Source organism: Dorea sp. (assembly GCF_977044405.1).
Map to the genome: position 1 here is coordinate 16914 of NZ_CDRRQK010000022.1, position 25532 is coordinate 42445.

Here is a 25532-nt window from a genome sequence, read left to right on the forward strand (position 1 = left end):
GTTCTAAAATCCGAATTTTTCCAGGAACTCCATCGTAATTCCGGATTCTTTTTTTTCTTCTTTATTTTTATCAATGCCAAGCAGCCTTTCTACATATTTACCGATTACATCATTTTCCAGATTGACCGGATCACCCGGCGCTTTTTCCAAAAGCGTAGTTTCTTCTCCTGTATGAGGAATGACTGACACCTGAAAACCTGCTTCGTCCACTTTCGCCACTGTCAGGCTGATTCCATCTATACAGATAGATCCTTTTTCTACGACCAGATGTAATATCTTCTGTGATGTCCCAATAGACACCCAGATGGCATTCTCTTCCCTGATCATGGAGCGTATCACACCGGTTCCGTCAATATGGCCACTTACAATATGCCCTCCGAATCTTCCATCTGCTGCCATTGCCCGTTCCAGATTCACATAACTTCCGGCCTTGCAGCTTCCAAGACTGCTCCGTCGGATTGTCTCTGCCATCACATCCGCAGTAAATCCATCCGGCTGAAGTGATGTGACCGTCAGACACACTCCATTTACTGCGATGCTGTCACCAATCTTCGTACCTTCCAGCACTTTTTTTGCTTTCACCGCCAGGACTCCCGATTCTCCGTTAAGCTGCATATACCGGACTTTTCCTTTCTCTTCTACGATTCCTGTAAACATGACTCCTCCTGTTCTTTTTCACACACCTGACATGTAATCTTAATATCCTCCCCGATCTGACAGATATCTGTATATTTTAATTTCACTGCTTCGGAAGGAATATCAACTCCGATGCCTTCCACCGGTGTCTTACTATTCATGCCGCCAAATATCTTTGGTGCGATAAAGGCTTGTACTTCTTTTACGATTCCTGCCCGCAACGCACTGTCATTTAACGTTCCTCCTCCTTCCAGAAGGATACTGTCAATGCCTTCATTTCCAAGATCATGCATCAGTTTCTTAAGATCTATCTGACAATTCTCATCCGGACAGCAGATAGTCTCTACTCCCATGGCATGTAATATATCTGTTTTTTCTTGTTTCTCTTTGTCATTTCCAAAATCCGCATAAGCTACGATTGTCCGGTACTTTCCTGCACTTTTTACAATCTGACTGTCAAGCGGAATTCTAAGCTTACTGTCACACAGAATCCTGACCGGGCTTTTCAAACCTTCTACCCGGACATTCAACATCGGATCATCCGCAAGCACGGTTCCGATACCGGCCATGATTCCCATATACCGGTGGCGCATCTGCTGTACTTCTGCTCTTGCTGCTTCTCCGGTAATCCATTTTGATGCGCCTGTTTTCGTCGCAATCTTTCCATCCAGCGTCATTGCATATTTCATCACCACATAAGGCGTCTTCGTTGTAATATAATGGAAAAATACCGGATTGAGGCGGTCACATTCGTCTCTCATAAAATCTTCTGTTACGGTAACACCAGCCTCTCTCAGTATCCGTACACCTTTTCCAGCTACTTCCGGATTTGGATCTCTGGAACCAATCACTACTTTTTTAATCTTTTGTTCAATAATTGCTTCTGTACATGGTGGAGTCTTACCATAATGGCAGCAAGGTTCCAGTGTAACATACAACGTTGCGCCTTCCGCTGATTCTGTAAGAGATGCGAGTGCATTACGTTCTGCATGAAGTTCTCCGCATTTTCTATGATAACCTTCTCCTATGATCCTCCCATCTTTTACAATTACTGCACCTACCATTGGATTCGGATTCGTCCAGCCTTCTCCTTTTTTGGCCAGCTGGATTGCCCGGAGCATGTAATCTTTATCTGTCACTTCTATTCCTTCTTTCTTATTTTAATTCTTATTTCAATTCTTATTTTGATATACAAAAGAACAGCTTTTCTTGCATACTTTACTATGCAAAAACCCCCTGTAGATTATCTACAGGGGGCACGATTTGTTTTCCAAAATTGATAAATGTTTCTCTAAAATATTATTTTACAAAAAGCTCTGAAATGGATTACCATCTCAGAGCTTTGATACTACATTCATTGCAAAACTTAACTGTACCATCATCTTCTCTCATCCAGACTGTACTGTCGGCTCCGGAATCTCACCGGATCATACCTTTCGGCTCGCGGGCTTTACCGCCGGTAGGGAATTTCACCCTGCCCTGAAGATATCTTTTCTTTTATCTTAGTACTTTATATGTGCTTTGTAAAGTAAAATTTCTATTTCTTTTTCCATATTATTGCAAAATCCGGAAATTCCTTATCTGCAGAACCTGCCACCGACTTCAATTGTCCGAAACATTTTCCTCTAATCTCAATTACAAACTATGAAATTTCATTCGCTACTACCTCTCTTTTGTAATATTCCTTTATTAATTATAAACCATCGTTCCATATTTGATTTCTTCCAGGTCATAACATACAAATTCTTGTTCAGCCAACGTAGACTTTTTCAGAAGATGCGATATCATATACTCTGCCAGTCCTTCGTATCCTGTATAATCCGCTTTATACCAGATTCTGAGAGGCCACACTTTTTCCGGAACTTTAACTTCCTGTTCATATTCCGGATACTTCTGCAGCATCTTAAGAAATAGAACAATTGGTCCGCGGATAACGTCTTCACTTCTCTCCCAACGCTCTACTGTCGGTTTTGAACAATTCAACTGTATTCCGTTAAAAAAGACTTCGTATCCCCTGTTAGATACGAAGTCTTTCTATGTGTAATCCAATTGTGTAATCAAATTTTTCTTCTTACTTGGGCCACCGGGACACTAAAAAAACCCCTTGTCCCGTCCCCCTGGCTTACCCTGGCTTATTGTGCTGCCAGCTTCAGCATCTTCTCCAGTGGAAGTGCTGCTTTCTGGCGCATCTCTTCACCGAGATTGACCTCCGGCTGCATAGTCTCGAGTGCTTCTTTTACACCTTCCAGACGTACCATCTTCATATTCGGACAGAACTGTCTGTGTCCTACAGAGTAGAACTTCTTCTCTGGATTCTTCTGGTGCAGTTCATAGAACACACCCATCTCGGTACAGATGATAAATGTATTATTATCTGACTTTGTCGCATAATCGATGATCTGTGATGTGCTTCCGATAAAATCGGATAATTCCAGAATATCTCCCGTACATTCCGGATGTGTCAGTACAAGTGCTTCCGGATGTGCTTCTTTGGCTTTCTGAAGTTCTTCTTTATGGATGCTCTTATGTACGTGGCAGAATCCATCATTGAAGATAAAGTGTTTCTCAGGAAGCTGGCTTGCCACATAACGGCCAAGGTTCTCATCTGGGATAAAGAAGATATCTTTATTCGGAAGATTCTTTACAATCTTCAGTGCATTGGATGATGTTACACAGACGTCGGATTCTGCTTTGATCTCTGCAGTCGAGTTCACATAACAGACTACGGATACATCCGGATATTCTTTTCTTACTTCTCTGATCTTGTCCACATCTACCATATGTGCCATCGGACAGTCTGCATGACCGTCTGCCATTACGACTCTCTTCTCAGGGTTTAAGATTTTCGCACTTTCTCCCATGAAAGATACACCGCAGAAAATGATTGTGCTTTCCGGCACTTTTGTTGCGATCTCTGCAAGATAATAAGAGTCTCCTACATAATCTGCAATCTCCTGTACTTCCCCATCTACATAATAATGTGCCAGGATAACAGCATCTTTTTCTTTTTTCAGTTTCTGGATTTCGCTTTTGATTTCTTCGTTCATTTCAAACTTTCACCTCTAAATAAAGTATTCGATGGTCTCTTCCTCCGTAAGCCTGGTCTTTTCATTAAATAAGACCACAGCTTCTCTCCCATCGTACGGTCCTAGGGAATACATGTTAAGTGCTGTCTTATTAAAATACTTCCATGGAACGATCCGGTTGCAACAGGTCGGCTGATCCAGAACTCTTATGATATCCTTCTGTTCATAATCCTGGTCACAATAATAAGGATCAAACATCCGTACATTCTCACCTTCCACTCCGGTTAAAAGTACGTAATGCCATTCATCTGTATACAGACGTAAAACCACGGCACCTCCGCGTTTTAGTGCATCGTTCACATAACTTTCATTTCCGATATAGACGGATTTCCCGGACAGATATTTGCTGGAAACAGCCAGTTTATCGATATTGCCCATACTGTTCAGCCAGTTACTTAAGAACATCATTGCCGCACAGGAAGTCCCGCTTTCACCCGGATTACCGTCAGAACTATAGCAGTCCAGACAATATAGCATAATATTTCTAAGTATCTCCGGCGGGATCTCCTCCCTCTCAAATAAATAGCTGATTGCATTTTGCATCGTTGTTGGTCCGCAGTCATATTCGGAAAATTGATAGTGCAGTGGATTCTTCATGAAAAATTCCCTTCTTTAACATATTCTCACTTATCTATCATGCACCGCATTAACCAGTTGTGTCAATGCCTGTTTTAAAATTTCTCGTGGACACGCAATATTTATACGCTCAAATCCTTCTCCGTCCGGTCCAAACATCGCCCCACTGTCAAGCCAGAGCTTTGCTTTGTTCTCTACCAGGTCTTTTAACTGCTCTTCTTTCATGCCAAGACTCTTAAAGTCCAGCCACAGAAGATAGGTACCTTCCGGCTCTGTCAGCTTGATCTCCGGAAGATTTTCTTTTAAAAATGTACGGACGTAATCCAGGTTCTCTGCCAGATAGAGTTTTAATTCTTTCAACCATTCTTCACCTGTTTCGTACGCTGCCTGGCATGCTACCAGTCCCATCAGGTTCACCTGACTGTATCCGGCTGCCGTCACTTCTGCCTGGAATCTTGCACGAAGTTCCGGATTCGAAATCCAGATATTCGAAATCTGAAGTCCGGCGATGTTAAATGTCTTACTTGGTGCAGTACATGTGGTAGTGATCGCTGCATATCTTTCATCCAACGATGCGAATACATGGTGTACATTGTCTCCATATGTAAAGTCACTGTGGATCTCATCGCTGACTACCAGTACGTTGTGTTTCAGACAGATATCTCCGATCTTACGAAGCTCCCATTCTTTCCATACACGTCCAACCGGGTTGTGCGGACTGCACATTAAGAATAATTTTACCTTTTCATCTACGATCTTCTGCTCGAATTCTTCGAAGTTGATCTTGTAATGTCCGTCTACCTGCTGAAGTGGATTATTGATCAGTCTTCTGTGATTATCTGTGATCACCTCGCTGAATGGATAATATACCGGCTGCTGCAGAAGGACTGCGTCGCCCTCTTCTGTATAAGCTTTCACTGCCATAGCAAGTGCAAATACCACGCCCGGTGTCTTGATCAGCCATTCTTTTTCCACTTTCCATCCGAAATGTTTCTCATACCATCCGGCTGCTGCCAGGAAATAATCGTCTTTTCCTTCGCTGTATCCGTAAATTCCATGAGCAACTGCTTCACTTAATCTTTCCTGGATTCCCGGTGCTGTCGGGAAATCCATATCTGCTACCCAGAGCGGAAGCATATCATCGCTTCTTCCTCTTTCTTTTGCAAAATCATATTTCAGACATTTTGTTCCATGTCTGTCTACTACTTTGTCAAAATCGAACTTCATCCGTATATCCTCCTACGCAAGTGCCTGCTCAAGATCTGCGATTAGATCATCTGCATTTTCAATTCCAACTGACAATCTTAAGAAATCTTCTGTGATTCCAAGCTTCTCTCTTACTTCTACCGGCAGATCTCCATGTGTCTGAAGCATCGGGTAAGTGATCAGTGACTCTACGCCTCCGAGACTTTCCGCATAAGCGATCAGTTTCACACTTTCCAGGAGTTTCCTTGCTGTTGCTTCACTATCTACTTTGAAAGAAATCATACTTCCGAATCCGCTTGCCTGTGATGCATTTACTTCATATCCCGGATGCTCTTTCAAGCCTACATAATAGACCTGTTTTACTTTTTTATGTCCTTTTAACCAGTTCGCAATCTTCATCGCATTATCCTGCTGTGCTCTTAATCTTACAGACAATGTCTTAATTCCACGCAAGATCAGATAGCTGTCAAATGGTGCAAGACAGCTTCCGACTGTCTTATATATATAACGGATCTTCTTCGCTGTCTCTTCATCCGCCGAACACAGGAATCCTGCCAGTGTGTCATTATGTCCGCCAAGGAATTTTGTTCCACTGTGGATAACCAGATCTGCTCCCAGTTCAATCGGTCTTTGAAATAATGGTGAAAGAAATGTATTGTCAACGATAATCTTCAGATCATGTTTATCTGCGATTTCTTTCATCTTTCTGAGATCTGTGACACGCATGGTCGGGTTACTTGGTGTCTCGATATAAAGTGCTTTTGTATTCTCCCGGATACCTGCTTCTACAAGATCTGCATCCGCAGTATCTACATAAGAGAACTCCAATCCCCTCTTCCCGCCGACAGATTCAAACATTCTGACAGAACCGCCATACAGATCATCTGTACAAAGGATATGATCCCCGCGGTCAAATAACTCCAGACAAAGACCTACCGCAGCCATGCCATTTGCGCATGCTACAGTATCTACCGCACCTTCCAGTGCCGACATCGTATGCTCAAGCTCTGTTCTTGTCGGGTTGCTCTCTCTTGTGTAGTCGTAGCCTGTAGATTTTCCAATTCCAGGGTGTGCAAATGTTGCTGCCTGGTAGATCGGTACTGCTACCGAACCGTAAGAATGTGTTTTTTCATCTGTTCCGTTTCCGTGTATACATCGTGTCTCAAATCCGTAATTCATTATTTATTTACCTCTTTCATTGTAATCGTCCAGGAAATTATATTCCATGTCATCTTTGTGGTATCCGATAATCGTTCTTAAGTTGACATTATGTACACTCCGGAAAATATTCTTTTCGATAATATCTCCCTGTTTTCTGAATTCCTTGATCAGCTCCTTCATCTCGTCACGTTTGGAACCTCTTCCGCCGCCACAGGATACACAGTTCTCTGTAAATCTGCATGCACACTGGATGAAGTTGAGCTGATTGTAATCCCTCCATGCTATAATGTCATCTTCCTTGATCAGATACATTGGTCTGATCAGCTCCATACCCTCAAAATTCTGGCTATGGAGCTTCGGCATCATCGTCTCCACCTTTCCACCATAGAACATTCCCATAAGGATCGTCTCAATCACATCGTCGAAATGATGTCCGAGCGCAATCTTATTACATCCCAGTTCTTTTGCATGAGAGTATAGATAACCTCTTCTCATTCTCGCGCAAAGGTAACAAGGGTTCTTATCGATATCTGCCACTGTATCAAAAATCTGTGTTTCGAATACAGTAAGCGGGATTCCAAGCACTTTGGCATTATCCTGGATAATCTTCCAGTTATCTTCATTGTATCCTGGATTCATTACCAGAAATACCAGTTCAAAATTTGCCTTTCCATGCTTTAACAGTTCCTGGAAAAGCTTTGCCATCAGCATCGAATCTTTTCCGCCGGAAATACAGACTGCAATCTTATCTCCGTCCTGGATCAGATCGTATTCTCTGATCCCTTTCGTGAACTTTCTCCAGATTCCCTTGCGGAATTTCTTGATGATACTGCGTTCAATCTCTTTCTGCTTCTCTCCGGTAGTATTTTCATCCTGTACGAACTCACTTAGTTTCTTTCTCAAAAAAGAACGGTATCCGCCTTCAATATTCGCCGCATCATATCCGGCTGCTTCCAGTTCATAAACAGCATCAACACTCCATTCACCGGTATGGCATAATACATACACCGGCTTTTCTTTCGGAAGTTCTTCCATACGTTCTTCTACTTCTGCAAGCGGGATGCTGACCGCTCCCGGTACAGAGCCTCTGGTATATGCATCTGCAGGACGTACGTCCAGTACTGTGATTGTATTCTGATCTAATTGTAATAACTCTTCTATCGTGATTGTCTTCATATCTTTTAACCTCTCTTTTTGGGTTACTGTTCATGCAGTATATATTCCTATTAACCAGATAGGTTTTGTTATTTATCTGGTATTATATGATGTTTTTCCCTGTCTGTCAAGGAACTAAAATGTGTTTTGATATCTTTCAACTATACGCTAAAAAAGTTTACCATAAAAAAGAATACTGTACCAGTGGTTTCCCGCTAATACAGTATGTTTTGTTGTTTTCTCCGGGTGCTCCCCCAAAGCGTTAGAAAGACCTGCAATCCTTGTGCAAGCACAAATTGCAAGTCTTTCAACGCTTGTGTGAACTGATGTTATATATAATACATATCCTGTCCATAATCAATGTATTCCTGATACTCTTTCTCCAGATCATGCAAGGTTACTGACTGGAGAATCTCTGTCACACTGTCATTTACCCTGTCGATCACCAGTTTCTGGATTGCTTTGACACTCCCGGTATATTTACCTTCTTTCGGAAGCTCCTCATCTTCGATGCGGTAGTCACCTTCCAAAGCTTCTATAATAGAAGAAACGGTAATCTCCTGTGGCGGACGGCTTAAGAAATAGCCTCCCTGCGAGCCTTTGATACTCTTTACGATTCCAGCTTTTCTAAGGCTTGCAAATACCTGTTCCAGATACTGTGGAGATATCTTGTTCCGCTCTGCAATGCTGTTGAGCGCCACCTGTTCAGTTTTTGAATTAATGGCCAGGTCGATCAACGCTCTCAGGCCATATCTGCTTTTCATTGAAAGTTTCATGTATATCTCCACACTCCTTCATTATTACTTATTCTACGGCTTTGAATGCCTCATCCAGATCCTGGATAATATCATCAATGTGCTCTGTTCCGATTGACAGACGGATTGTATTAGGCTTGATTCCCTGATCTAATAATTCTTCTTCTGTGCACTGGCTGTGTGTTGTTGTTGCCGGATGGATAACCAGAGATTTTACATCTGCAACGTTAGCAAGCAGTGAGAAGAGTTCCAGATTATCGATGAAATCTTTTGCTTTCTGTGCATCACCTTTGATCTCAAATGTGAAGATAGATCCTCCGCCATTTGGGAAATATTTCTTATATAATGCCTGCTGTTCCGGATCATCCGATACAGCCGGATGGTTAACCTTCTCTACCAGTGGATGGTTGTTCAGGTATTCTACTACTTTCAGTGCATTCTCAACATGACGCTCTACACGTAATGATAATGTCTCGAGTCCCTGTAAGAAGATAAATGAATGGATCGGAGAAATGGTTGCTCCTGTATCTCTTAAAAGGATTGCACGGATCTTTGTAACAAATGCTGCAGGTCCTACTGCTTTTGTGAAGCTGATTCCATGGTAGCTTGGGTTTGGCTCTGTAAGAGAAGCGAATTTTCCTGATGCTTCCCAGTCGAATTTACCACTGTCAACGATGACACCGCCGATTGTTGTTCCGTGTCCACCGATGAATTTTGTTGCTGAGTGGATGACAATGTCTGCACCGTACTCGATTGGTCTTACAAGATAAGGTGTTGCAAATGTATTATCTACAACGAGCGGAATCTTATGCGCATGTGCGATATCTGCAATCTTCTCAATATCTACAACATCTGAGTTTGGATTTCCAAGTGTCTCGATGTAGAGTGCTTTTGTATTATCCTGGATTGCTGCTTCTACTGCATCATAATCGAAGATGTCAACGAATGTGGTTGTAATTCCATACTGTGGAAGTGTGTGCTCTAACAGGTTAAAAGATCCACCGTAAATATTCTTAGCTGCTACGATATGATCTCCATTCTGTGCGAGATTCTCGATCGTGTATGTTACTGCTGCTGCTCCGGATGCTACTGCCAGTGCTGCAACTCCGCCCTCCAGTGCTGCAATACGTTTTTCAAAAATGTCTTCTGTAGGGTTTGTCAGACGTCCGTAGATGTTACCTGCATCTGCCAGTCCGAAACGTGCTGCTGCATGATCACTGTTGCGGAATACATAAGAAGATGTCTGATAGATCGGCACTGCTCTTGCATCTGTAACCGGGTCCGGACTTTCCTGTCCTACGTGTAACTGTAATGTTTCAAATTTTAATTCTCTATTCTCTCTTGTGATTTTTTCGCTCATTGGGGTAATCTCCTTTTTCTTCATAATTTTATCGTTATTTCTTGATACTGTCCGTTCTGTCTTGGATTCTATATCTTTTTATTCTGTAAATAATGGTGTTGAATAATATCTGTCACCTGAATCTGGAAGTAATGCTACGATTGTCTTACCTTTGTTCTCCGGACGTTTTGCAAGTGCGATAGCTCCTGCAAGTGCAGCTCCTGATGAAATACCTACCAGAACTCCTTCTTTCTTAGCAAGAAGTTTTGCTGTCTCAAATGCTTCGTCTGCTTCTGCTTTGTAGATTTCGTCATAGATCTTGGTATCTAATGTATCCGGAACGAATCCGGCTCCGATTCCCTGAATCTTATGCGGGCCTGCTTTTCCTTCTGAAAGTACCGGTGAGGAAGCCGGCTCCAAAGCTACAATCTGAACTTCCGGTTTCTGCTCTTTTAAGTAAGCACCGATTCCGGAAAGTGTTCCGCCTGTTCCGACACCTGCGATCACGATATCGACTGCTCCGTCTGTATCGTTCCAGATCTCAGGACCTGTTGTCTTCTTGTGTGCTGCCGGGTTAGCAGGGTTTACAAACTGTCCAGGAACGAAGCTGTTCGGAATCTCTTTTGCAAGCTCATCTGCTTTTGCGATGGCTCCCTTCATTCCTTTTGCTCCTTCGGTAAGTACGATCTCTGCACCGTAAGCTTTCAGAATGTTTCTTCTTTCCACACTCATCGTCTCCGGCATCGTAAGAATGATTCTGTATCCTTTTGCTGCTGCAATAGATGCAAGACCAATTCCTGTATTACCGGATGTTGGTTCGATGATCACAGAACCTTCTTTTAAGATTCCTTTTTCTTCCGCATCTTCGATCATTGCTTTTGCAATTCTGTCTTTGACGCTTCCTGCCGGATTGAGGTACTCAAGCTTTACAAGAAGTGTTGCTTCCAAACCAAGTTCTTTTTCTATGTTTACTACTTCCACCAGTGGTGTATTTCCGATCAGTCCTAATGTTCCTTTATAAATCTTTGACATTTTGCTTCCTACCTTTCCTACTTTTTTGGTATGTTTTCTTGATGAATTTACTATACTACTTTAATTCCTATTTGTCAACTATGTTTAGTATGTTTTTGTAATTTTTATTTTTCATGCGCGCAAGCGCAACAACATCGCATTAGTCCCCACATTCGCTTTTCTTTTGTCATTATCCTGCACGCTCCCTTCCGTTCTTTAAACTAAATAAAACCAATCCTTATATTTCCTATTATTTTGATAGGTTTTATGGATTGGTTTTATTATATTACCGCTATGTCATATTTGTCAAGTATGTTTTTTAGTTTTTCACACACTCTCTACTTCCTGTAACTTAGGTATTCAGCGAACATATCTTCAAATGTTTTTCTCCTTGCCTTTGATACAGACAAGATTTCATTATTATCCATCTTGATTTCTGACTTTTTCACTTCTGTAATATACCTTGGGTTTACAAGAAAACTTTTATGGATTCTGCAAAAATATTCTCTTCTTAATTCTTCTTCTATTTCCTGGATTCTTTTTCTTGTTCTTAATATTTTGCCGGTACCATTCTGCAATATATGTATTTCACATCCTCGTCTGATAATTGAAAAATACAGGATTTCATCTATATCTATTTTCTGATACATACCATCATCTTCCGCAATAAAGTATTTTTTCCCTTTATGTTCTTTTGTATATGTTAGTATTGTTCCAAGTTCTCTTTGAATTTCTGACGGATTACTTTGTTTTAATAAATATCTGTATGGCTGCACACAGAAGCTTTCTGGTGTAGGCAGGTATATGCCACTTACAAATACAAGAATTAAATCTTTATTTTTCTTCTTCATTATTTCAGATGCTTTATTCCCGGAAATTCCCGGTAACTGAATATCTAAAAAAAGTAAATCCAGATCATTTTCTTCATCCTGTATTAATGTTTCACCTGTCGAATACTCATATATAAAGCTTTCACTATCTTCTCTTCGGATAGCTTCTACAAGCAATGTCCGGAAGTTTTTATCATCATCACAAATTCCTATTTTTATCACTCTATGTTCCCCTTTAATCCATAATGAATCCTATACTTTTACCACCTTATCACATACTTCCATATTTTCCAATTATTCTTAAGCGTTACTACATTTTTTACTTAAACATCCTATATAGCCATTTAAAAAATACACATATGTATAAACACATCGAGCAACTCACAATCACGGTTTCTATATCTGTCTTCTGCCCAATATGTGCATACAAATATGAAAATATGATGCACACTGCAATCGCTATAATAGTTCCTTTATATTTTCTCATATTCTTCACATACTTCCTCTGTATCTCCATACATTCTTACTTTTCCCTGATCCAGCCACACTATTTTATTACAAATTTTCTTTACCTGTTCAATGCTATGCGACACAAATAGAACTGTCGTCCCGTTTTCCTGCATTTTCTTTATTCTGCTTTCACACTTTTTCTGAAATCTAAAATCTCCCACAGACAACACCTCATCCACAATCAAAATATCCGGTATTCCAATCGTTGCGATTGCAAATGCTAATCTTGATAACATGCCAGAAGAATAATTTTTTACAGGCACATTCATAAAATTTTCCAGTTCTGAAAATTCAACAATGTCTCTATAGCTTTTCTTCATCTCACTTTGCGAATATCCCAATAGTGCTCCATTCAAATAGACATTTTCTTCCCCTGTCAGATCTCCGTCAAATCCTGCTCCAAGTTCGATCAACGGTGCAATCTTTCCTTTTACCCTGACCATTCCTTGTGTTGGCTTTAATATTCCTGCAATAATCTTTAATATTGTACTTTTTCCACTTCCGTTTAAACCTATAAACCCTAAAGTATCACCCTTTTTTACAGTAAAACTTACATTTTTCAATGCCCAGAAAGACTGATATGTAACCTGCTGCTTTATCATCTTTATCATATATTCTTTGAAATTGTCATATTTTTCGGATGACATATTAAATTTTATTGATACATCTTTTATTTCAACAACCGTTTCTTTCATGTTCACTCCTGCTTTTTTTCCTATATATCCATAATAAATTTATCTTGTCTCTTAGTAAAAACATAAATTCCTATTCCCAACATGATAAATGTCTCTAAAATACTGACTCCAAGAATTTTTATCGAAATATTCTCACCATATAACACACATTCCCGGAATATAATCAAGAAATGTGTCAACGGATTCAGCATAACAATCTTTTGTACCTGTTCCGGCAAAAATGACATTGCATAAATAATCGGACACAGATACATAACCGCAGTTAAAAATACAGAATATAAATGCATAATATCTCTAAATTTAACTGCAAGAGCAGACAATACCAATCCCACACCTGTTGAAAACAGCGTTAATAAAACCAATGGAATAATTCCTTCATATATTTTATAGCTCAGATCAACTCTCAAAACTAACATGACGCAAAACAGAGCACTCAGTGTCGCCATAAGATTAATCAGACTGGAACATATTCTTGCACATACGAATAAATATTTCGGTACGTATATTTTCTTAATCAGCGATGCATTATCCGTAATAGCGGACATTGAAGCCGTCGTTGCTTCCGAAAAAAAGTTATAAATCAACTGCCCGCTAAAAATATAGGTCGGGTAATTTTCAATATTATTCTTAAACAATGTTGAAAACACAACGGATAATATCATCATCATAAATAATGGATTTAATATACTCCATAACACTCCCAACACTGATTTTCGATATTTTACTTTTATATCTCTTTTCAATAGTTCCATTAGCAGTGGATAATATTGCTTTATTTCCTTACGTTTCATATCCTGATGACCTCCTTGCACGTCATCATCTCATTTTTATTCGGAAATAAGGCTTCTTGTTCTTAAACGTACCATAAATCGGAAATATTGTTCTCCATTGCATTTATATCCAGAAACTACAATAGTAAAGGCAAGAAAAAAACAGCTGTCATTCTAAGCTGTTTCTTTTCTTGCCTTATACTTTACTTTTCTCTTCTATATTTCACACCCATATAATCAGAAAACTTTTCATGAAATTTCTTTGCTTTCATTCTGGATATCTGTATTTCCTGACCATCTTCCATTGTGATTATATTATTTTTTATCTGGATAATGTGGTTGAATTGAACGATTACACTTCTATGTACTCTGTAACAGGTTTCCTGATCCATTTCCTTTTGTTCAATTTTACTTTTTATTCCATAACTGGTCTCCAGAAGTATGATTAATAAAAAGCAAAAGTATCAAAAATATTCTAACCAAAGTCCAAAACGAAATTGGCGAATTTATTTCTTCAATCCCTTTCCGAATATTTTCACTATATATAGAATAATTTATCGCCACAATAGAAACACATTCTATACACCCCAGACACAATATTATATTGCTGTTTTTTTTCTGTAATATATGCACTACTAACATAATACTAAAATTAATAATTATACAAATTTGAACCCAAACAAGAACTTTATATAAAACAGATAAATCGTAAAATAATTTAATTAATGCAAGTAAAGTACATTTCTTTCCTTGATAGTATGTAACAGGAAAAAACGATAAAAACAATATTGCCACAATAAATAAATTTTCTATCATATCTGATATTTTCTTTTTTTTCATCTACTATTCTTCCTTCCTTTTTTTTCACAGTACTTTTTTATTAATTCCATTATTTTATTAAACGTATCAAACTTTCTATCTAAAAACTCCTTTTCATCAAATTTTATATCAAATATTTTTTCAATAGATATACAAACAGTCATGAGATCCCTTGGTTGTAAATTTATTTTATCAGAAAATAAATTTACATTTTTCAAACTCTCTTTGGAATTAAAATCTATTCCTGTTTTTTCTTTAAATATATCATTTAAAATTTTATCATTTTCCATATATTTACTCCATCATACTTTATAATTTATTAATTGATTGAACACTTTTAAAAACAATTCTTTCACTTCATTATTTCCAAAAATATTTTCTCTATGAAGTTCTTTCTTTTTTTCACTTACAATACGATTATCTAAATGTAAAAAATATTTTCCAATTCTTTTTCTTCCGTTCATATTATCACCATTCACGATATAGTAAAAATTCAAACAATAACTGGCTCTCTTTACTTGCTTTGAAAAGATAACTACTAATATTCGCTTATTATTTTATACTTAAACAATACATTTATTTTTAATCATTGTCAATATTATTATGCATTAATATTTTTATTATTCTTTTTATTTTATTGCATTAATATATTTTTTATTATATAATGTTAATAAAAATGGAGGGATTTTATGGAATTAACAAAAAGTGAAGCCGATGTCTTAGAAATATTATTAAATGCTGATAAACCATTGTCCAAATCTGGTATTTTAGACCATGCATTAGAAACGAAGCCTTGGAAAGATGGTTCTATTCACATTTTATTAAACAGTCTATTAAAAAAAGGTGTAATTTATGAAGCTGGTTTTGTTCGAACAGGGAAAGGCTATGGACGTACTTTTGCCCCAACAGAAAAAGGCTGCTCCTATTTTTCAAATCTATTAATAGATATCACAAAAAAAACTGAACCATATAAAATATTTTCACGTTTAATACAAGAAGGCTCTTTTACAGACGCTGAACTAGATGAATTAGAAAATTTAATTAAATCGAGGAAGTAACCTATGAAACTCTTCAATATCAGCATCTTTTCAGTATTTAGTAGTATTATTTTATTTAACTTTGCTGCTCTCATTATAATTTTAAGCCGCAAAAAAACTGCTTTCATTATAAATTATGGAATAAATCTACTTTTACTTTCAACTTTACTTGCTTTTATACGACTAATATTTCCTATAGATTTATATAATGCAAAAATAATCGACATTCATCAAATATATAGACCATTAAAATTATTTTTATTTTTTCAAATTACAGATCAACTTTTCGTATACCAAATAGTCTTATCACTATGGGCATTAGGAACTGTATCATTTTTATTTTATTATTCATATACTTCGATACTTGAAATATACAGATTAAACCACACACATTGTATACCTTGTCCAACGTTAGAAACTTTATGTTCTAAATATACATATGCAAAAATAATCATTACAGTTTCTCCAGACATAGACGTTCCTAAAGTATGGGGATTTTATAAATGTCATATATATTTTCCAAATTATACGCTTTCTTCTGATGAATGGAAGTTCATTTTGGATCATGAAGTGCAACATATAAAATTGCATGATACTTTTATTAAAATACTTTTACTATTTTTAACTGCTCTATTTTGGTGGAATCCAATTATGCACATACTGAGAAAAGATATTGATCAAATGTTAGAATTGCGTTGTGACTCAAAATTAACTCAAAATTATTCTTTAGAAATGCAAATCCAGTATTTAAAAACTATATTAAAAATATTAAAGGGTGTTCGAACTTCTCCCCCTGCAACTTTCCCAAACTATTTAACTGCGTCATTTGTAAATCATTCTGCCTATGCTTTAACTCGTCAACGTTTTGAAATAATTTTGGATAAAAAAAGTTTAAATAAAACTAAAATTTTACTTTGTTATAGTATTACTATTTTAATATTCATCTGCTCTTACTTTATTATATTACAACCTGCTGAAAAGAAAACTGTCGAACAAGGTCCTAGTTTAATCCTGCATACAGTCCAAAATGAATACGAATTATATATTAATGGAGTATTCTATAAAAAATTAACACAAAAAGAGATTTATTCTAATAAATATTCAAAATATGAAATTATAGAAGGGAGCAAATAATCATGCATCTTAAAAAAATTATTTTTTCATTTTCCACTTGCGTAATAAGCACAATACTTCTGTTTCTGTCTTATCCAACGCCTGTTTTTGCAGAGACATCTATGCAAGATTCTTATCAGCATCTTTCTTCTGCAAGAGCAGAGCAAATTGAATGGCATTATCGTACATACAAAGGCAAAAAGCAAAAACGTCTTTGGTCTATCACTTATGAAAAATGGTTAACTAAATGGTTACCTGCATAACAGCCAAAACTCAACAACAGAAAACAGATACTTATCCTAACAAACAGATTATGTCTGGGTGTGAAACACATCAAATAATAAAGGCAAGAAAAAAACAGCTGTTATTTCTAAGCTGTTTCTTTTCTTGCCTTATACTTTACTTGTCTCTTCTATATTTCACACCCATATAATTAGAAAACTTCTCATGAAATTTCTTTGCTTTCATTCTGGAAATCTGTATTTCCTGGCCATCTTCCATTGTGATTATATTATTTTTTATCTGGATAATGTGGTTGAATTGAACGATTACACTTCTATGTACTCTGTAACAGTTTTCCTGATCCATTTCCTTTTCTATTTCTTTAATGTTTTCTCCTACTGTAATTGTTTTTATTTTCCGTTCCTTTCCCTCATACTCATAAAACGTTATTTGGGAATGTTTTCCTTCCGTCATTACATATAACAGATTATCACTATGAATCCATTTTTCTTCTTTTTCATATGTAACTTTCAATATTTTCTGATTTCGCAGTTTCATTTCCTGTAATATATCATCAATATTTTGACTCCAGGATTTGTTCATCTCCTGCTTTAACAAATATCTATATGGTTGTACCTGAAATGCCTCCGATGTCGGCAATATGGTACCGGAACAATAAATTAACAGAATCAATGGATTCATTCTATACAACTCTTCTGCAATTGACATCCCATCTCTCTTTGGTAAAACAACATCCATAAAAATCACATCAAAGAAATGATCCATTTCCATTAATAACTGTTCCCCAGAATGGTATTCATAAATTTCAATCTGGTCGTCTGATCTGATTTTCTCCTTCAACATAGTTTTTAATTGTTTTATAAAGAACAAATTATCATCACAAATTGCTATTTTATACACTGTCTGCTCCTTTTATCTCTTGTATTTTTGGAATAATAACTCTTACATAATAGACGCCGTCTTCATATTTGATATTCAGGAATCCCTGGTATTTCGCAACAACATTTTTTACATATTCCAGTCCGATTCCATGATTTTCCTGATTTTTTTTGGTTGAAAGAAACCTTGTTCCCTTTTTCAGCGGTGCTGTTTCGCTTGTATTTTGAATATTCAATACGATAAAATGATTGTTATTCGAGGTATATATATCTAATGCAACACTCTTATTATCTCTGCATTTTCCAGCCGCCTCCATCGCATTATCTAAAAGGTTACCGAGAATTCCAATTTTGTCGATATCATCCAAAAAAGTCAGATCTGCGGTTGGCTCTATATTAACTCTGAACTCTATATTTTTATTTTTAGCTTCTCCATTCTTTTCGCTTACTACACCGTTTACTATTTTATCTGTGCAAAAAATTTCCTTAGTGACATACAATGCCTGCTTTTCCATTTCTTCTATAATATTTATAACTTCACGATTATTATTTTCATTCACAAGTCCGGCTATTGCTTTCATGTAATGTTCTATATTATGGATGTATTTCCGGTTTTCATCATTGACTTTCTCAAGCTTCCGGTAATAATCTGTCGAATAGATCGCTTTTTGCATTTCTCTTTCCTGTATTCTTATCCGCTCTGTGTACTCTTCAATCTTTACAAAAGCCAGGAATGCAAGCATAACCAGTAATATCAGTAAACACATAATGATACTTCCCAGCATTGCTTCTTTCATTGAAAAGCCTGATCTTCCGGATACATAAAGCGTAATTCCAGCAATTATCCCCATATATACAAACCATATCAAAGTCATCCATCCGATAATTCTGGAAAAAATTTTATCTAATACTTCTACATGCTTTGATATATATCTTTTTAACAGGATTATAATACATGTTAGTAAAATGCATCTGAGTATCATAATACCGACACTAACATAATCCATGATATTTTCAGGAATTTCTTTCATTAACATTAACATAGCCAGAGCCAGTTGCAATCCATAATTCAATATATAAAAAAATAAACTGGCTACTATCATGGTCTTTTTCGTTCCATTAAAAAAAATATTACACAATATGAAATAAACAAATGGCATGTATAATAATTTAAATGCTGAAATAACTCCCCAACTACTAAAGTAATAAATAACAGCCAATATGATTCCACACAGCCATAATGGTTTTCTCTTTTTATTGCTTTTATCTAATGTGATATTTAAGTAAGCCACATAAACAAATGCCAAATATACTGCGCATATAATCGTTATTCCATTGTAGATTATCTGTTGCATATTTACCTCTTAATTTTCTAAGTTTATATTTCTGCAGACTATATTATCTTACTGTTTGGACAACATGTGAACAATATCTATATTATAAATCAATATATTTATATTATTCAAGTCCCCCCAAAGCAACTAAAAATTATCCTTGCAATATTCAACAACCATTCTACTTTTACCTCTATAAAAGCTTTATCTGTATATCAAATCAATAACATTTAATATTCCATAACGCTCTGCAATAATCTTCAGTCCTTTTTTAATTTTTTCGTGATTATAATTCTTCGACAATAATGCATCTTCCGTCAATTCATTTAGATATCCATAAAATACAAGTGCTTTTTCTAAAGCTCCTTCTTTACCAGCATCTACAAGTGTTAGTATCTCCTCTTCCTGCTTCTTAATATCTTCTATACCACTTTGTCCGTTCGCAAGTTCTAACATTTTTTTGTTTTCGCTTTTAATTGTTCCCTCTGAAATATTTACAGGTACACCTATATCCTTGTTTAATAATAACTTCACCATTGTTCTGATAACTTCATTATTCATTCTTATTATATAATCCTGCTCATACATATATTTCACTCCTCCGATTATTAAATCATTCCAAAACTGGATGTTCCGAAATTTTAATACTAGTGTATCTCCGAAAAATACTTTCTCTAAAATATTATACATCCCGGTATCTTCCCGTGTACACTTTTATATCACAAAAAGCTGTCTGGTTAGCATACCTTCATAACCTGACAGCTTTTTTATTTTTCTAATCTCTTATATTTTATTTTCTGAAAGTTTCTCTCTTCCATGTGGAAGCAGCCACGCTTCTTCATCCGGGCCTTTGGCAATGATCTGATGGATATTTCCCGGGTTGCAGTCAATATGATAATGCTTTTTAATCGCAGCAAAGTCTGTCGTATCTCCGAATCCCGGTGTCTGATACAGGTCTCTTGCATAAGCCCACAGATTATCATAATCTCTCAAACGTTTCTTATTCACATGGAAAATATTGTGATAAGCCACATCGAATCTTGCCAGTGTTACATATAATCTGACATCGGATTCCGTAATCTTATCTCCAAACAGATATCTTCTGTCTGCCAGTCTTTCCTCCAGCCAGTCCAGACGGTTGAATACGGTATGATAAGCTTCTTCATATGCTTCCTGACTTCTGGCAAATCCCGCTTTATACACTCCGTTATTTACTTCTCTGAAAATGATATCATTCAGGGCATCGATCTCTTCCCGCAATTCTTCCGGATAAAGATCCGGAGCTCCCGGCTTGTGATATTTCTTCCATGCTGTTTCAAAATACAGTGTCAGATGAAAGTAATCGTTATTTACAACCTTCTTTGTCTTCAGATCAACCAGTGCCGGTACCGTGAATCTTCCCTGATAATCCGGGTCTGCGTTTAGATACACTTCGCTGATATAATGAATTCCAAGTACCGGATCTACGTCACCTTCATCCAGGGTAAATGCCCAGTCGCTTCTTGGTACATTCGGACGTTTTGGATCTGCTTTTCCGACACTGATCACATCTTCAAGTCCCAGTAATTTTCTTACGATGATGCTTCTGTGTGCCCATGGGCATACAGGTGCCCAGAGAAGTCTGTATCTACCGGCTTCTACCGGGAGCTGTCCTTCCTCTTCTCCGAACGGTGTATCAAACCGGTTCTTCTGTCTTACGAATTTTCCGCTTTTGTCTACTTCTTTTCCTGTCCATTTATCTGATGAAATTCTCATTCTTTTGGTCTCCTCTCGTATTCGTTATCTCCAAATCTGTATCCATCCGGCAGAAGGAATCCTGTCTCCTCCAGCCATTTTTGCTGTTCCTCATCTCCTGCAAAGATTGCAAATCCTGTCTTCTGTCTGCGGAAGCCGAATTTTTCATACATGGCAAGTGTCTGTGGATGTGTATACAGTATCACATTACATCCTTTTACCTGTTCCAGGAGCGACTCTATAATTGCTCTTCCAAGTCCATTTCCCTGATATGCCGGTCTTAAGGCTACATTGTAGATTGCCGCCTGGCATACACCGTCTGACAATGCTCTTCCGCAGCCAACTATTTTATCTCCGTCGCAGATAAACGCTACTGCATAACTGTTCTTAAATATCTTTTCTTCTGTAGCCGGATCGTAATGGCTTAACTGGCTTTCATCCAAAATGTCTGCTACTTCATTCCAATCTACATTTTCTTTGTCTGTTTTTATCCAAATGTCCATCTTAATTCCTTTCTCTGACTAATCTCAAGAATCCCCTGCATCCTTGCTGCGAAGCGGGCATAATTCTAACGAAATATAATCACCTGGATATAACAAAAGATACCTGCCGGATTTTAAAGATATAAAGAATAGCCTCCTCATCTTAAAATCCCGGTATCTTCATGTTATATTTTATATTGTCATATTTTTTAAATCGAATATTCCGGCTCCACCATACGGTTAATCTTCGCAAAGAACTCTCTGACACGATCACTCTTTGGATGATTGAACACTTCCTTCGGAGGTCCGTCCTCGATGATCTTACCGTTTTCAAGGAAGATGACTCTTGTCGCAACATTTTTTACAAAGTTCATTTCATGCGATACTAACAGCATCGTGTATCCTTCATTGGCTGCCTTCTTAATCGTATCCAGCACTTCTCCTACAAGCTCCGGATCCAGTGCGGATGTCGGCTCATCCAGAAGTAACAGTTCCGGTTCCATCGCAAGTGCTCTTGCGATCGCAACTCGCTGCTGCTGTCCTCCGGATAAATGTGCCGGATAATGGTTCGCCCATTCCAGAAGCCCTACGTTCTTAAGCTGTTCTCTTGCAATCTCCTCTGCCTTTTTCTTGTCCATTTTCTTTACGACGATCAGGCCTTCCATTACATTTTCCAGTGCTGTCTTTTTAGAAAAGAGGTTAAATCCCTGAAATACCATGCTGGTCTTCTTTCTAAGTTCTACCAACGACTTTTTATCACTGTGGGCCAGATCTACATTCAAGTCATCAATGGTAATGCTTCCGTTTTCCGGCTTTTCCAGTCTGTTCAGGCAGCGGAGGAACGTTGATTTTCCTGTTCCGGATGGTCCGATGATTGCTACAACGTCACCCTTATTGATGTTTAAGTCGATGCCATTTAAGACCACGTTATTATTGAATTTTTTGGAAATATTTTTTACTTCAATCATTGGTTCAATGCCCCCTCATCTGTCTGTATTGCCGGTGCATTCTCCGGTATGCGGATTTTCTTCTCGATCAGCTTGATTCCCTGCTCTACGATAATCGTAATAACCCAGTAGATAATTGCCAGAGATACATAGACCTCAAAGTAACGGTATGTACGTCCTGCAATGATCTTTCCTGCTGCTGTCATCTCTACAACCGCACAGACGAATGCAAGTGATGTTCCTTTGATCAGACCGATAAAGGAGTTACCAAGTGATGGCAGTGCCACCACGATTGCTTCCGGAAGAATCACTCTTCGTAATGCCTGGAAATATGTCATACCAAGTGCACTGGCCGCTTCAATCTGTCCCTTTGGTACAGATTCCAGAGATGCTCTGATGACCTCTGCGTTGTACGCTGATTCATTGACCGCCAGAGCGATGAATGCGTAAATGATCGGTGCCACACCATTGGCGTTATAGTTGGTTCCATACTTCAGGTTGATGGCTTTTAAGATCATCGGAATACCAAAATATGTTACATATAACTGTACCAGTACCGGAGTTCCTCTGATGACTGAAATATACAGATTGGCGATCTGTTTTAACACCGGAATCTTCTTCATCTTAATCAATGCCAGGATCAGACCTAAGATCAGGCTGACGATCATGGCTACCACTGCCAGTTCCAATGTCACCGGCAGATACGTTAACAGATCCGGTATCTGTGTAAATACCATCTTGATATCAAATAAATTACTCATGCTGATTCTTCCTTTCTGGATTCCAGACTGATGTTAGTTTGGAGTGCTTTCAAACTGTTCATCTTCCGGAGCTGTATCCTGTCCGAAATATTTCTGGCTTAATTCTGTAAGTGTTCCGTCTTTTTTCAGTTCTTTTAACTCTGCATCTACTTTATCTCTAAGTTCTTCCTGATCTTTCGGGAAAATGTAATAAGCATAGCTATTGTCTGCGATTGCTTTTGCATCTTCGTCAGAAATCTGGTTTGCAACTACGTCATAGTTGTATTCTTTCTGATATGCGTTGTACATTGCTACATCGATGATTGCAAGGTCTACGCTGCCATCTTCGATGTGCTGTAATGTAATCGCTGTATCTGCATCTGTGTAAGTGATATCAATCTTCTGATCTGGATTCTTTTCATTCCAGCCCTCAATTGCTGTTGTAACGCTGACACCTGACTGTCCTTCAAAAGATTTTCCTGCCGCATCTGCAAATGTCTTTACTTCCGGTGCACCTTTCTTCGTAATGAATACATATCCGATCTTGTCATATGGATAAGAATAGAGGTATGATTTTGCTCTTTCTTCGTTATATGAGAAGTTATTTACACCAATCTGGTAAGTTCCACTTGTAACACCTGAAAATACGGAAGGAATATCTGTAACTTCAATCTGAAGATCATACCCATCCAGATGTTCAAAGACCTCTTTTAATACTTCTATATCATAACCGGTTGGTTCGTTATCTTCTCCCACATATGTATAAGGTTTAACATTTCCTCCTGTTCCTGCTTTTACTGTAATTGTCTTGTTCCCGTCTGAAGTTTTACTGTCACTTCCTGATGAACCGGATCCTCCACATCCTGTTGCAAGAACTCCAAGTGCTACGGTGATTGCTGCTACGCTTACTAATTTATTTCTTTTCATAATACATTCTCCCTTTTTCTACTTATAAAGATTTTTCTGTCATAATACACTGGAATGTGCCGCTTCCTGTAATCTGCTCAGGAATTACAGCATAACCGAGTTTTTCATAGAATCCGACTGCTTCTGTTCTGGAATTGATAAGAATCTTTTTTACACCTCGTTCAGCGAACCACTCTTCTGCTGCGGTGATTGCCGCTGCCCCGTAATGCTGTCCCCTGTACTCTTCCAGTGTTGCAACTCTTTCGATCTTCCCGGTCGTCTCATCCAGCTGATGTAACCTGCAGGTCGATACCGGATGGGTTCCATCCAGCACCAGTATATATTCATCTCCTGCTTTATCTTCGCCGAATTCCATTTCCAGTGATACGCCAAATCCATTGCACATGGCTTCTGTTCTCACATAATGGACTCCTGCGAGCTGCCATTCTTTATCTGTTACGCGGATTGCTTCCATTCCATCTTCCTCCTGCTTTTTATGAACTAAATTTCTGCTTTCCACTTGTGCGCAGGGTCTTTACTGAGCGCTTCTCTTCCGGTTGGCTGGCTCCAGATGGTATCCCAGTCTGTTTCCTGTACAACGATGTCGTAGTATACATTCTCCCAGTAATCTTCCGGTGCATGTGTAAGATCTTCAGATGCAGCAAAGTCTTTAAAGTATGTATTGTGTCTGAATGCCGGAATCTGATACAGGTCTCTTGCATATGGCCACAGGTTCTTATAATCTACCAGTCTGTGCTTGCATGGTCCGATGTTTCTTGAATAGCTGTAATCGAATCTTGCAAGTGTTGTATACAGGCGGATGTCACTGTCTGTAATGTAATCACCGAATAAGAATCTCTGATTTTCCAGTCTCTTATCCATTGCTTCCAGTCCTGCAAAGAATGTCTCATATCCGTCTTTGAATGCCTGTAAGCTCTCTGCAAACTGTGCACGGTACACCGCATTATTGACATTTTCAAATAACCATACATTCAGTTTATCGATCTCTTCTCTTAATTCTTCCGGGTAAAGATCCGGTGCGCCCTTCTTATGGAATGGCTTGAATGCTGTCTCAAAATGATTGGTCAGATGGTGGTAATCGTTATTTACAACCTTCTTTTCTTTGTAATCAACCAGTGCAGGTACTGTTGTTCTTCCTTCATAATCATCGTCTGCGTTGTAATATAATTCGCTTAAGAACTGGGCTCCTGTCTCTTTGTTGATGTGATTTGGTGAGTTTACGAATTCCCATCCGAGCGGCTTTTCATAATCGCCCCAGTCTACGATCTCTACCTTGATTGCTTTATCAAGTCCAAGTAACTCTCTTGCGATCGATGCTCTGTTGGACCAGTTGCATCCCTTGCCCCAGAATAAGATGTATCTGTCTGCTTCTACCGGATTTTCTCCTTCTCCGAATCCTTTTGTGAAATGATTCGGCTGTCTGTGAAAGTTACCATATTCATCTATTTCCTGACCAGATTCTGTAGGTCTGACTCTAATCTGTCTTCCATTTACTTCATAATATTCATGTTCTGCCATCTTCTGATTCCTGCCTTTCTATCCTGCTGG

The 25532-nt window shown here is 38.0% G+C and carries 31 protein-coding genes and 1 riboswitch; of the genes, 3 read left to right on the top strand and 28 right to left on the bottom strand.

Annotated features, from left to right (window positions below):
• Positions 1–3 precede the first annotated feature (3 nt).
• The 18 genes from ribE to ACWJAF_RS10510 all read right to left on the bottom strand — a co-directional run bounded on the left by ribE (position 4) and on the right by ACWJAF_RS10510 (position 15013).
• Positions 4–657, bottom strand: a complete 654-nt coding sequence (gene ribE / locus ACWJAF_RS10425; RefSeq protein ID WP_296033140.1) for a riboflavin synthase — start codon at positions 655–657, stop codon at positions 4–6.
• On the bottom strand, positions 639–1775 hold the full coding sequence (gene ribD / locus ACWJAF_RS10430) for a bifunctional diaminohydroxyphosphoribosylaminopyrimidine deaminase/5-amino-6-(5-phosphoribosylamino)uracil reductase RibD (RefSeq protein ID WP_448863722.1): 1137 nt from the start codon (positions 1773–1775) through the stop codon (positions 639–641). Before ribD ends, ribE begins: the two co-directional genes overlap by 19 nt.
• A 237-nt stretch (positions 1776–2012) precedes the next feature.
• Positions 2013–2127, bottom strand: a riboswitch (FMN riboswitch).
• 198 nt (positions 2128–2325) lie between these two features.
• Entirely contained in the window at positions 2326–2619 is a 294-nt protein-coding gene (locus ACWJAF_RS10435) for a hypothetical protein (protein WP_448863724.1), read from the bottom strand.
• A gap of 149 nt (positions 2620–2768) precedes the next feature.
• Positions 2769–3683 carry a quinolinate synthase NadA gene (nadA, locus tag ACWJAF_RS10440; protein WP_296033145.1) on the bottom strand — a complete coding sequence of 305 codons (915 nt, stop codon included), beginning with the start codon at positions 3681–3683 and terminating at the stop codon, positions 2769–2771.
• Between the two features lie 15 nt (positions 3684–3698).
• The gene (locus tag ACWJAF_RS10445; RefSeq protein WP_448863726.1) at positions 3699–4319 is read right to left on the bottom strand and encodes a peptidase C39; all 621 of its coding nucleotides are present in this window, start codon (positions 4317–4319) and stop codon (positions 3699–3701) included.
• Between the two features lie 30 nt (positions 4320–4349).
• Positions 4350–5525 (bottom strand): MalY/PatB family protein, encoded by a 1176-nt coding sequence (locus ACWJAF_RS10450; RefSeq protein ID WP_448863728.1) that lies wholly within the window; start codon positions 5523–5525, stop codon positions 4350–4352.
• 12 nt (positions 5526–5537) lie between these two features.
• The gene (locus ACWJAF_RS10455) at positions 5538–6683 is read right to left on the bottom strand and encodes a trans-sulfuration enzyme family protein (protein ID WP_448863730.1); all 1146 of its coding nucleotides are present in this window, start codon (positions 6681–6683) and stop codon (positions 5538–5540) included.
• A gap of 3 nt (positions 6684–6686) precedes the next feature.
• Complete coding sequence (locus tag ACWJAF_RS10460; RefSeq protein WP_028086796.1) at positions 6687–7841, bottom strand: ATP-binding protein; 1155 nt, start codon at positions 7839–7841, stop codon at positions 6687–6689.
• 308 nt (positions 7842–8149) lie between these two features.
• Positions 8150–8596 carry an RrF2 family transcriptional regulator gene (locus ACWJAF_RS10465; RefSeq protein ID WP_006428371.1) on the bottom strand — a complete coding sequence of 149 codons (447 nt, stop codon included), beginning with the start codon at positions 8594–8596 and terminating at the stop codon, positions 8150–8152.
• 28 nt (positions 8597–8624) lie between these two features.
• Positions 8625–9935 (bottom strand): O-acetylhomoserine aminocarboxypropyltransferase/cysteine synthase family protein, encoded by a 1311-nt coding sequence (locus tag ACWJAF_RS10470; RefSeq protein WP_448863733.1) that lies wholly within the window; start codon positions 9933–9935, stop codon positions 8625–8627.
• Between the two features lie 78 nt (positions 9936–10013).
• Positions 10014–10946 (bottom strand): cysteine synthase A, encoded by a 933-nt coding sequence (gene cysK / locus ACWJAF_RS10475; RefSeq protein ID WP_006428369.1) that lies wholly within the window; start codon positions 10944–10946, stop codon positions 10014–10016.
• Positions 10947–11263: 317 nt separating this feature from the next.
• Positions 11264–11977, bottom strand: a complete 714-nt coding sequence (locus ACWJAF_RS10480; protein ID WP_448863735.1) for a LytR/AlgR family response regulator transcription factor — start codon at positions 11975–11977, stop codon at positions 11264–11266.
• 251 nt (positions 11978–12228) lie between these two features.
• Complete coding sequence (locus ACWJAF_RS10485) at positions 12229–12960, bottom strand: ABC transporter ATP-binding protein (RefSeq protein ID WP_448863737.1); 732 nt, start codon at positions 12958–12960, stop codon at positions 12229–12231.
• Positions 12961–12980: 20 nt separating this feature from the next.
• Positions 12981–13751, bottom strand: coding sequence for an ABC transporter permease (locus tag ACWJAF_RS10490; protein WP_448863739.1), 771 nt, complete (start codon positions 13749–13751; stop codon positions 12981–12983).
• Positions 13752–13933: 182 nt separating this feature from the next.
• Entirely contained in the window at positions 13934–14122 is a 189-nt protein-coding gene (locus tag ACWJAF_RS10495; protein ID WP_448863741.1) for a LytTR family transcriptional regulator DNA-binding domain-containing protein, read from the bottom strand.
• A gap of 16 nt (positions 14123–14138) precedes the next feature.
• Positions 14139–14570: a hypothetical protein gene (locus ACWJAF_RS10500; protein ID WP_448863744.1), complete on the bottom strand. Its 432-nt coding sequence runs from the start codon at positions 14568–14570 to the stop codon at positions 14139–14141.
• Positions 14567–14839 (bottom strand): hypothetical protein, encoded by a 273-nt coding sequence (locus ACWJAF_RS10505; protein ID WP_448863746.1) that lies wholly within the window; start codon positions 14837–14839, stop codon positions 14567–14569. Before ACWJAF_RS10505 ends, ACWJAF_RS10500 begins: the two co-directional genes overlap by 4 nt.
• 12 nt (positions 14840–14851) lie before the next feature.
• Positions 14852–15013: a hypothetical protein gene (locus tag ACWJAF_RS10510; RefSeq protein ID WP_448863748.1), complete on the bottom strand. Its 162-nt coding sequence runs from the start codon at positions 15011–15013 to the stop codon at positions 14852–14854.
• A 225-nt stretch (positions 15014–15238) separates the two neighbouring features.
• Between ACWJAF_RS10510 and ACWJAF_RS10515 the strand changes: the two genes are divergently transcribed.
• Genes ACWJAF_RS10515 through ACWJAF_RS10525 form a run of 3 tightly spaced genes read left to right on the top strand, consistent with a single transcriptional unit; the run spans position 15239 to position 16962 of the window.
• Positions 15239–15607: a BlaI/MecI/CopY family transcriptional regulator gene (locus ACWJAF_RS10515; protein WP_448863750.1), complete on the top strand. Its 369-nt coding sequence runs from the start codon at positions 15239–15241 to the stop codon at positions 15605–15607.
• A gap of 3 nt (positions 15608–15610) precedes the next feature.
• Positions 15611–16720: a M56 family metallopeptidase gene (locus tag ACWJAF_RS10520; protein ID WP_448863752.1), complete on the top strand. Its 1110-nt coding sequence runs from the start codon at positions 15611–15613 to the stop codon at positions 16718–16720.
• 2 nt (positions 16721–16722) lie between these two features.
• A complete protein-coding gene (locus ACWJAF_RS10525) occupies positions 16723–16962 on the top strand; it encodes a hypothetical protein (RefSeq protein WP_448863754.1) in 240 nt (79 codons plus the stop codon).
• Between the two features lie 136 nt (positions 16963–17098).
• Here ACWJAF_RS10525 and ACWJAF_RS10530 read toward each other — a convergent pair whose 3' ends face one another.
• The 10 genes from ACWJAF_RS10530 to ACWJAF_RS10575 all read right to left on the bottom strand — a co-directional run bounded on the left by ACWJAF_RS10530 (position 17099) and on the right by ACWJAF_RS10575 (position 25502).
• On the bottom strand, positions 17099–17842 hold the full coding sequence (locus ACWJAF_RS10530; protein WP_448863756.1) for a LytR/AlgR family response regulator transcription factor: 744 nt from the start codon (positions 17840–17842) through the stop codon (positions 17099–17101).
• Entirely contained in the window at positions 17835–18671 is an 837-nt protein-coding gene (locus ACWJAF_RS10535) for a sensor histidine kinase (protein WP_448863759.1), read from the bottom strand. The genes ACWJAF_RS10530 and ACWJAF_RS10535 overlap by 8 nt, the downstream gene beginning before the upstream one ends.
• Positions 18672–19358: 687 nt before the next feature.
• Positions 19359–19844: a DUF6483 family protein gene (locus ACWJAF_RS10540; protein ID WP_448863762.1), complete on the bottom strand. Its 486-nt coding sequence runs from the start codon at positions 19842–19844 to the stop codon at positions 19359–19361.
• A 93-nt stretch (positions 19845–19937) separates the two neighbouring features.
• Positions 19938–20909, bottom strand: a complete 972-nt coding sequence (locus tag ACWJAF_RS10545) for a glutathione S-transferase family protein (RefSeq protein ID WP_448863764.1) — start codon at positions 20907–20909, stop codon at positions 19938–19940.
• On the bottom strand, positions 20906–21391 hold the full coding sequence (locus tag ACWJAF_RS10550; RefSeq protein ID WP_448863767.1) for a GNAT family N-acetyltransferase: 486 nt from the start codon (positions 21389–21391) through the stop codon (positions 20906–20908). Before ACWJAF_RS10550 ends, ACWJAF_RS10545 begins: the two co-directional genes overlap by 4 nt.
• 188 nt (positions 21392–21579) lie before the next feature.
• On the bottom strand, positions 21580–22338 hold the full coding sequence (locus ACWJAF_RS10555) for an amino acid ABC transporter ATP-binding protein (protein WP_448863769.1): 759 nt from the start codon (positions 22336–22338) through the stop codon (positions 21580–21582).
• Positions 22335–23078: an amino acid ABC transporter permease gene (locus ACWJAF_RS10560; RefSeq protein WP_448863771.1), complete on the bottom strand. Its 744-nt coding sequence runs from the start codon at positions 23076–23078 to the stop codon at positions 22335–22337. Before ACWJAF_RS10560 ends, ACWJAF_RS10555 begins: the two co-directional genes overlap by 4 nt.
• Positions 23079–23111: 33 nt before the next feature.
• Positions 23112–23984 (bottom strand): transporter substrate-binding domain-containing protein, encoded by an 873-nt coding sequence (locus tag ACWJAF_RS10565; protein WP_296094639.1) that lies wholly within the window; start codon positions 23982–23984, stop codon positions 23112–23114.
• 22 nt (positions 23985–24006) lie between these two features.
• The gene (locus tag ACWJAF_RS10570; RefSeq protein ID WP_448863774.1) at positions 24007–24438 is read right to left on the bottom strand and encodes a GNAT family N-acetyltransferase; all 432 of its coding nucleotides are present in this window, start codon (positions 24436–24438) and stop codon (positions 24007–24009) included.
• Positions 24439–24464: 26 nt separating this feature from the next.
• Complete coding sequence (locus ACWJAF_RS10575; RefSeq protein ID WP_448863776.1) at positions 24465–25502, bottom strand: glutathione S-transferase C-terminal domain-containing protein; 1038 nt, start codon at positions 25500–25502, stop codon at positions 24465–24467.
• Between the last annotated feature and the right edge of the window lie 30 nt (positions 25503–25532).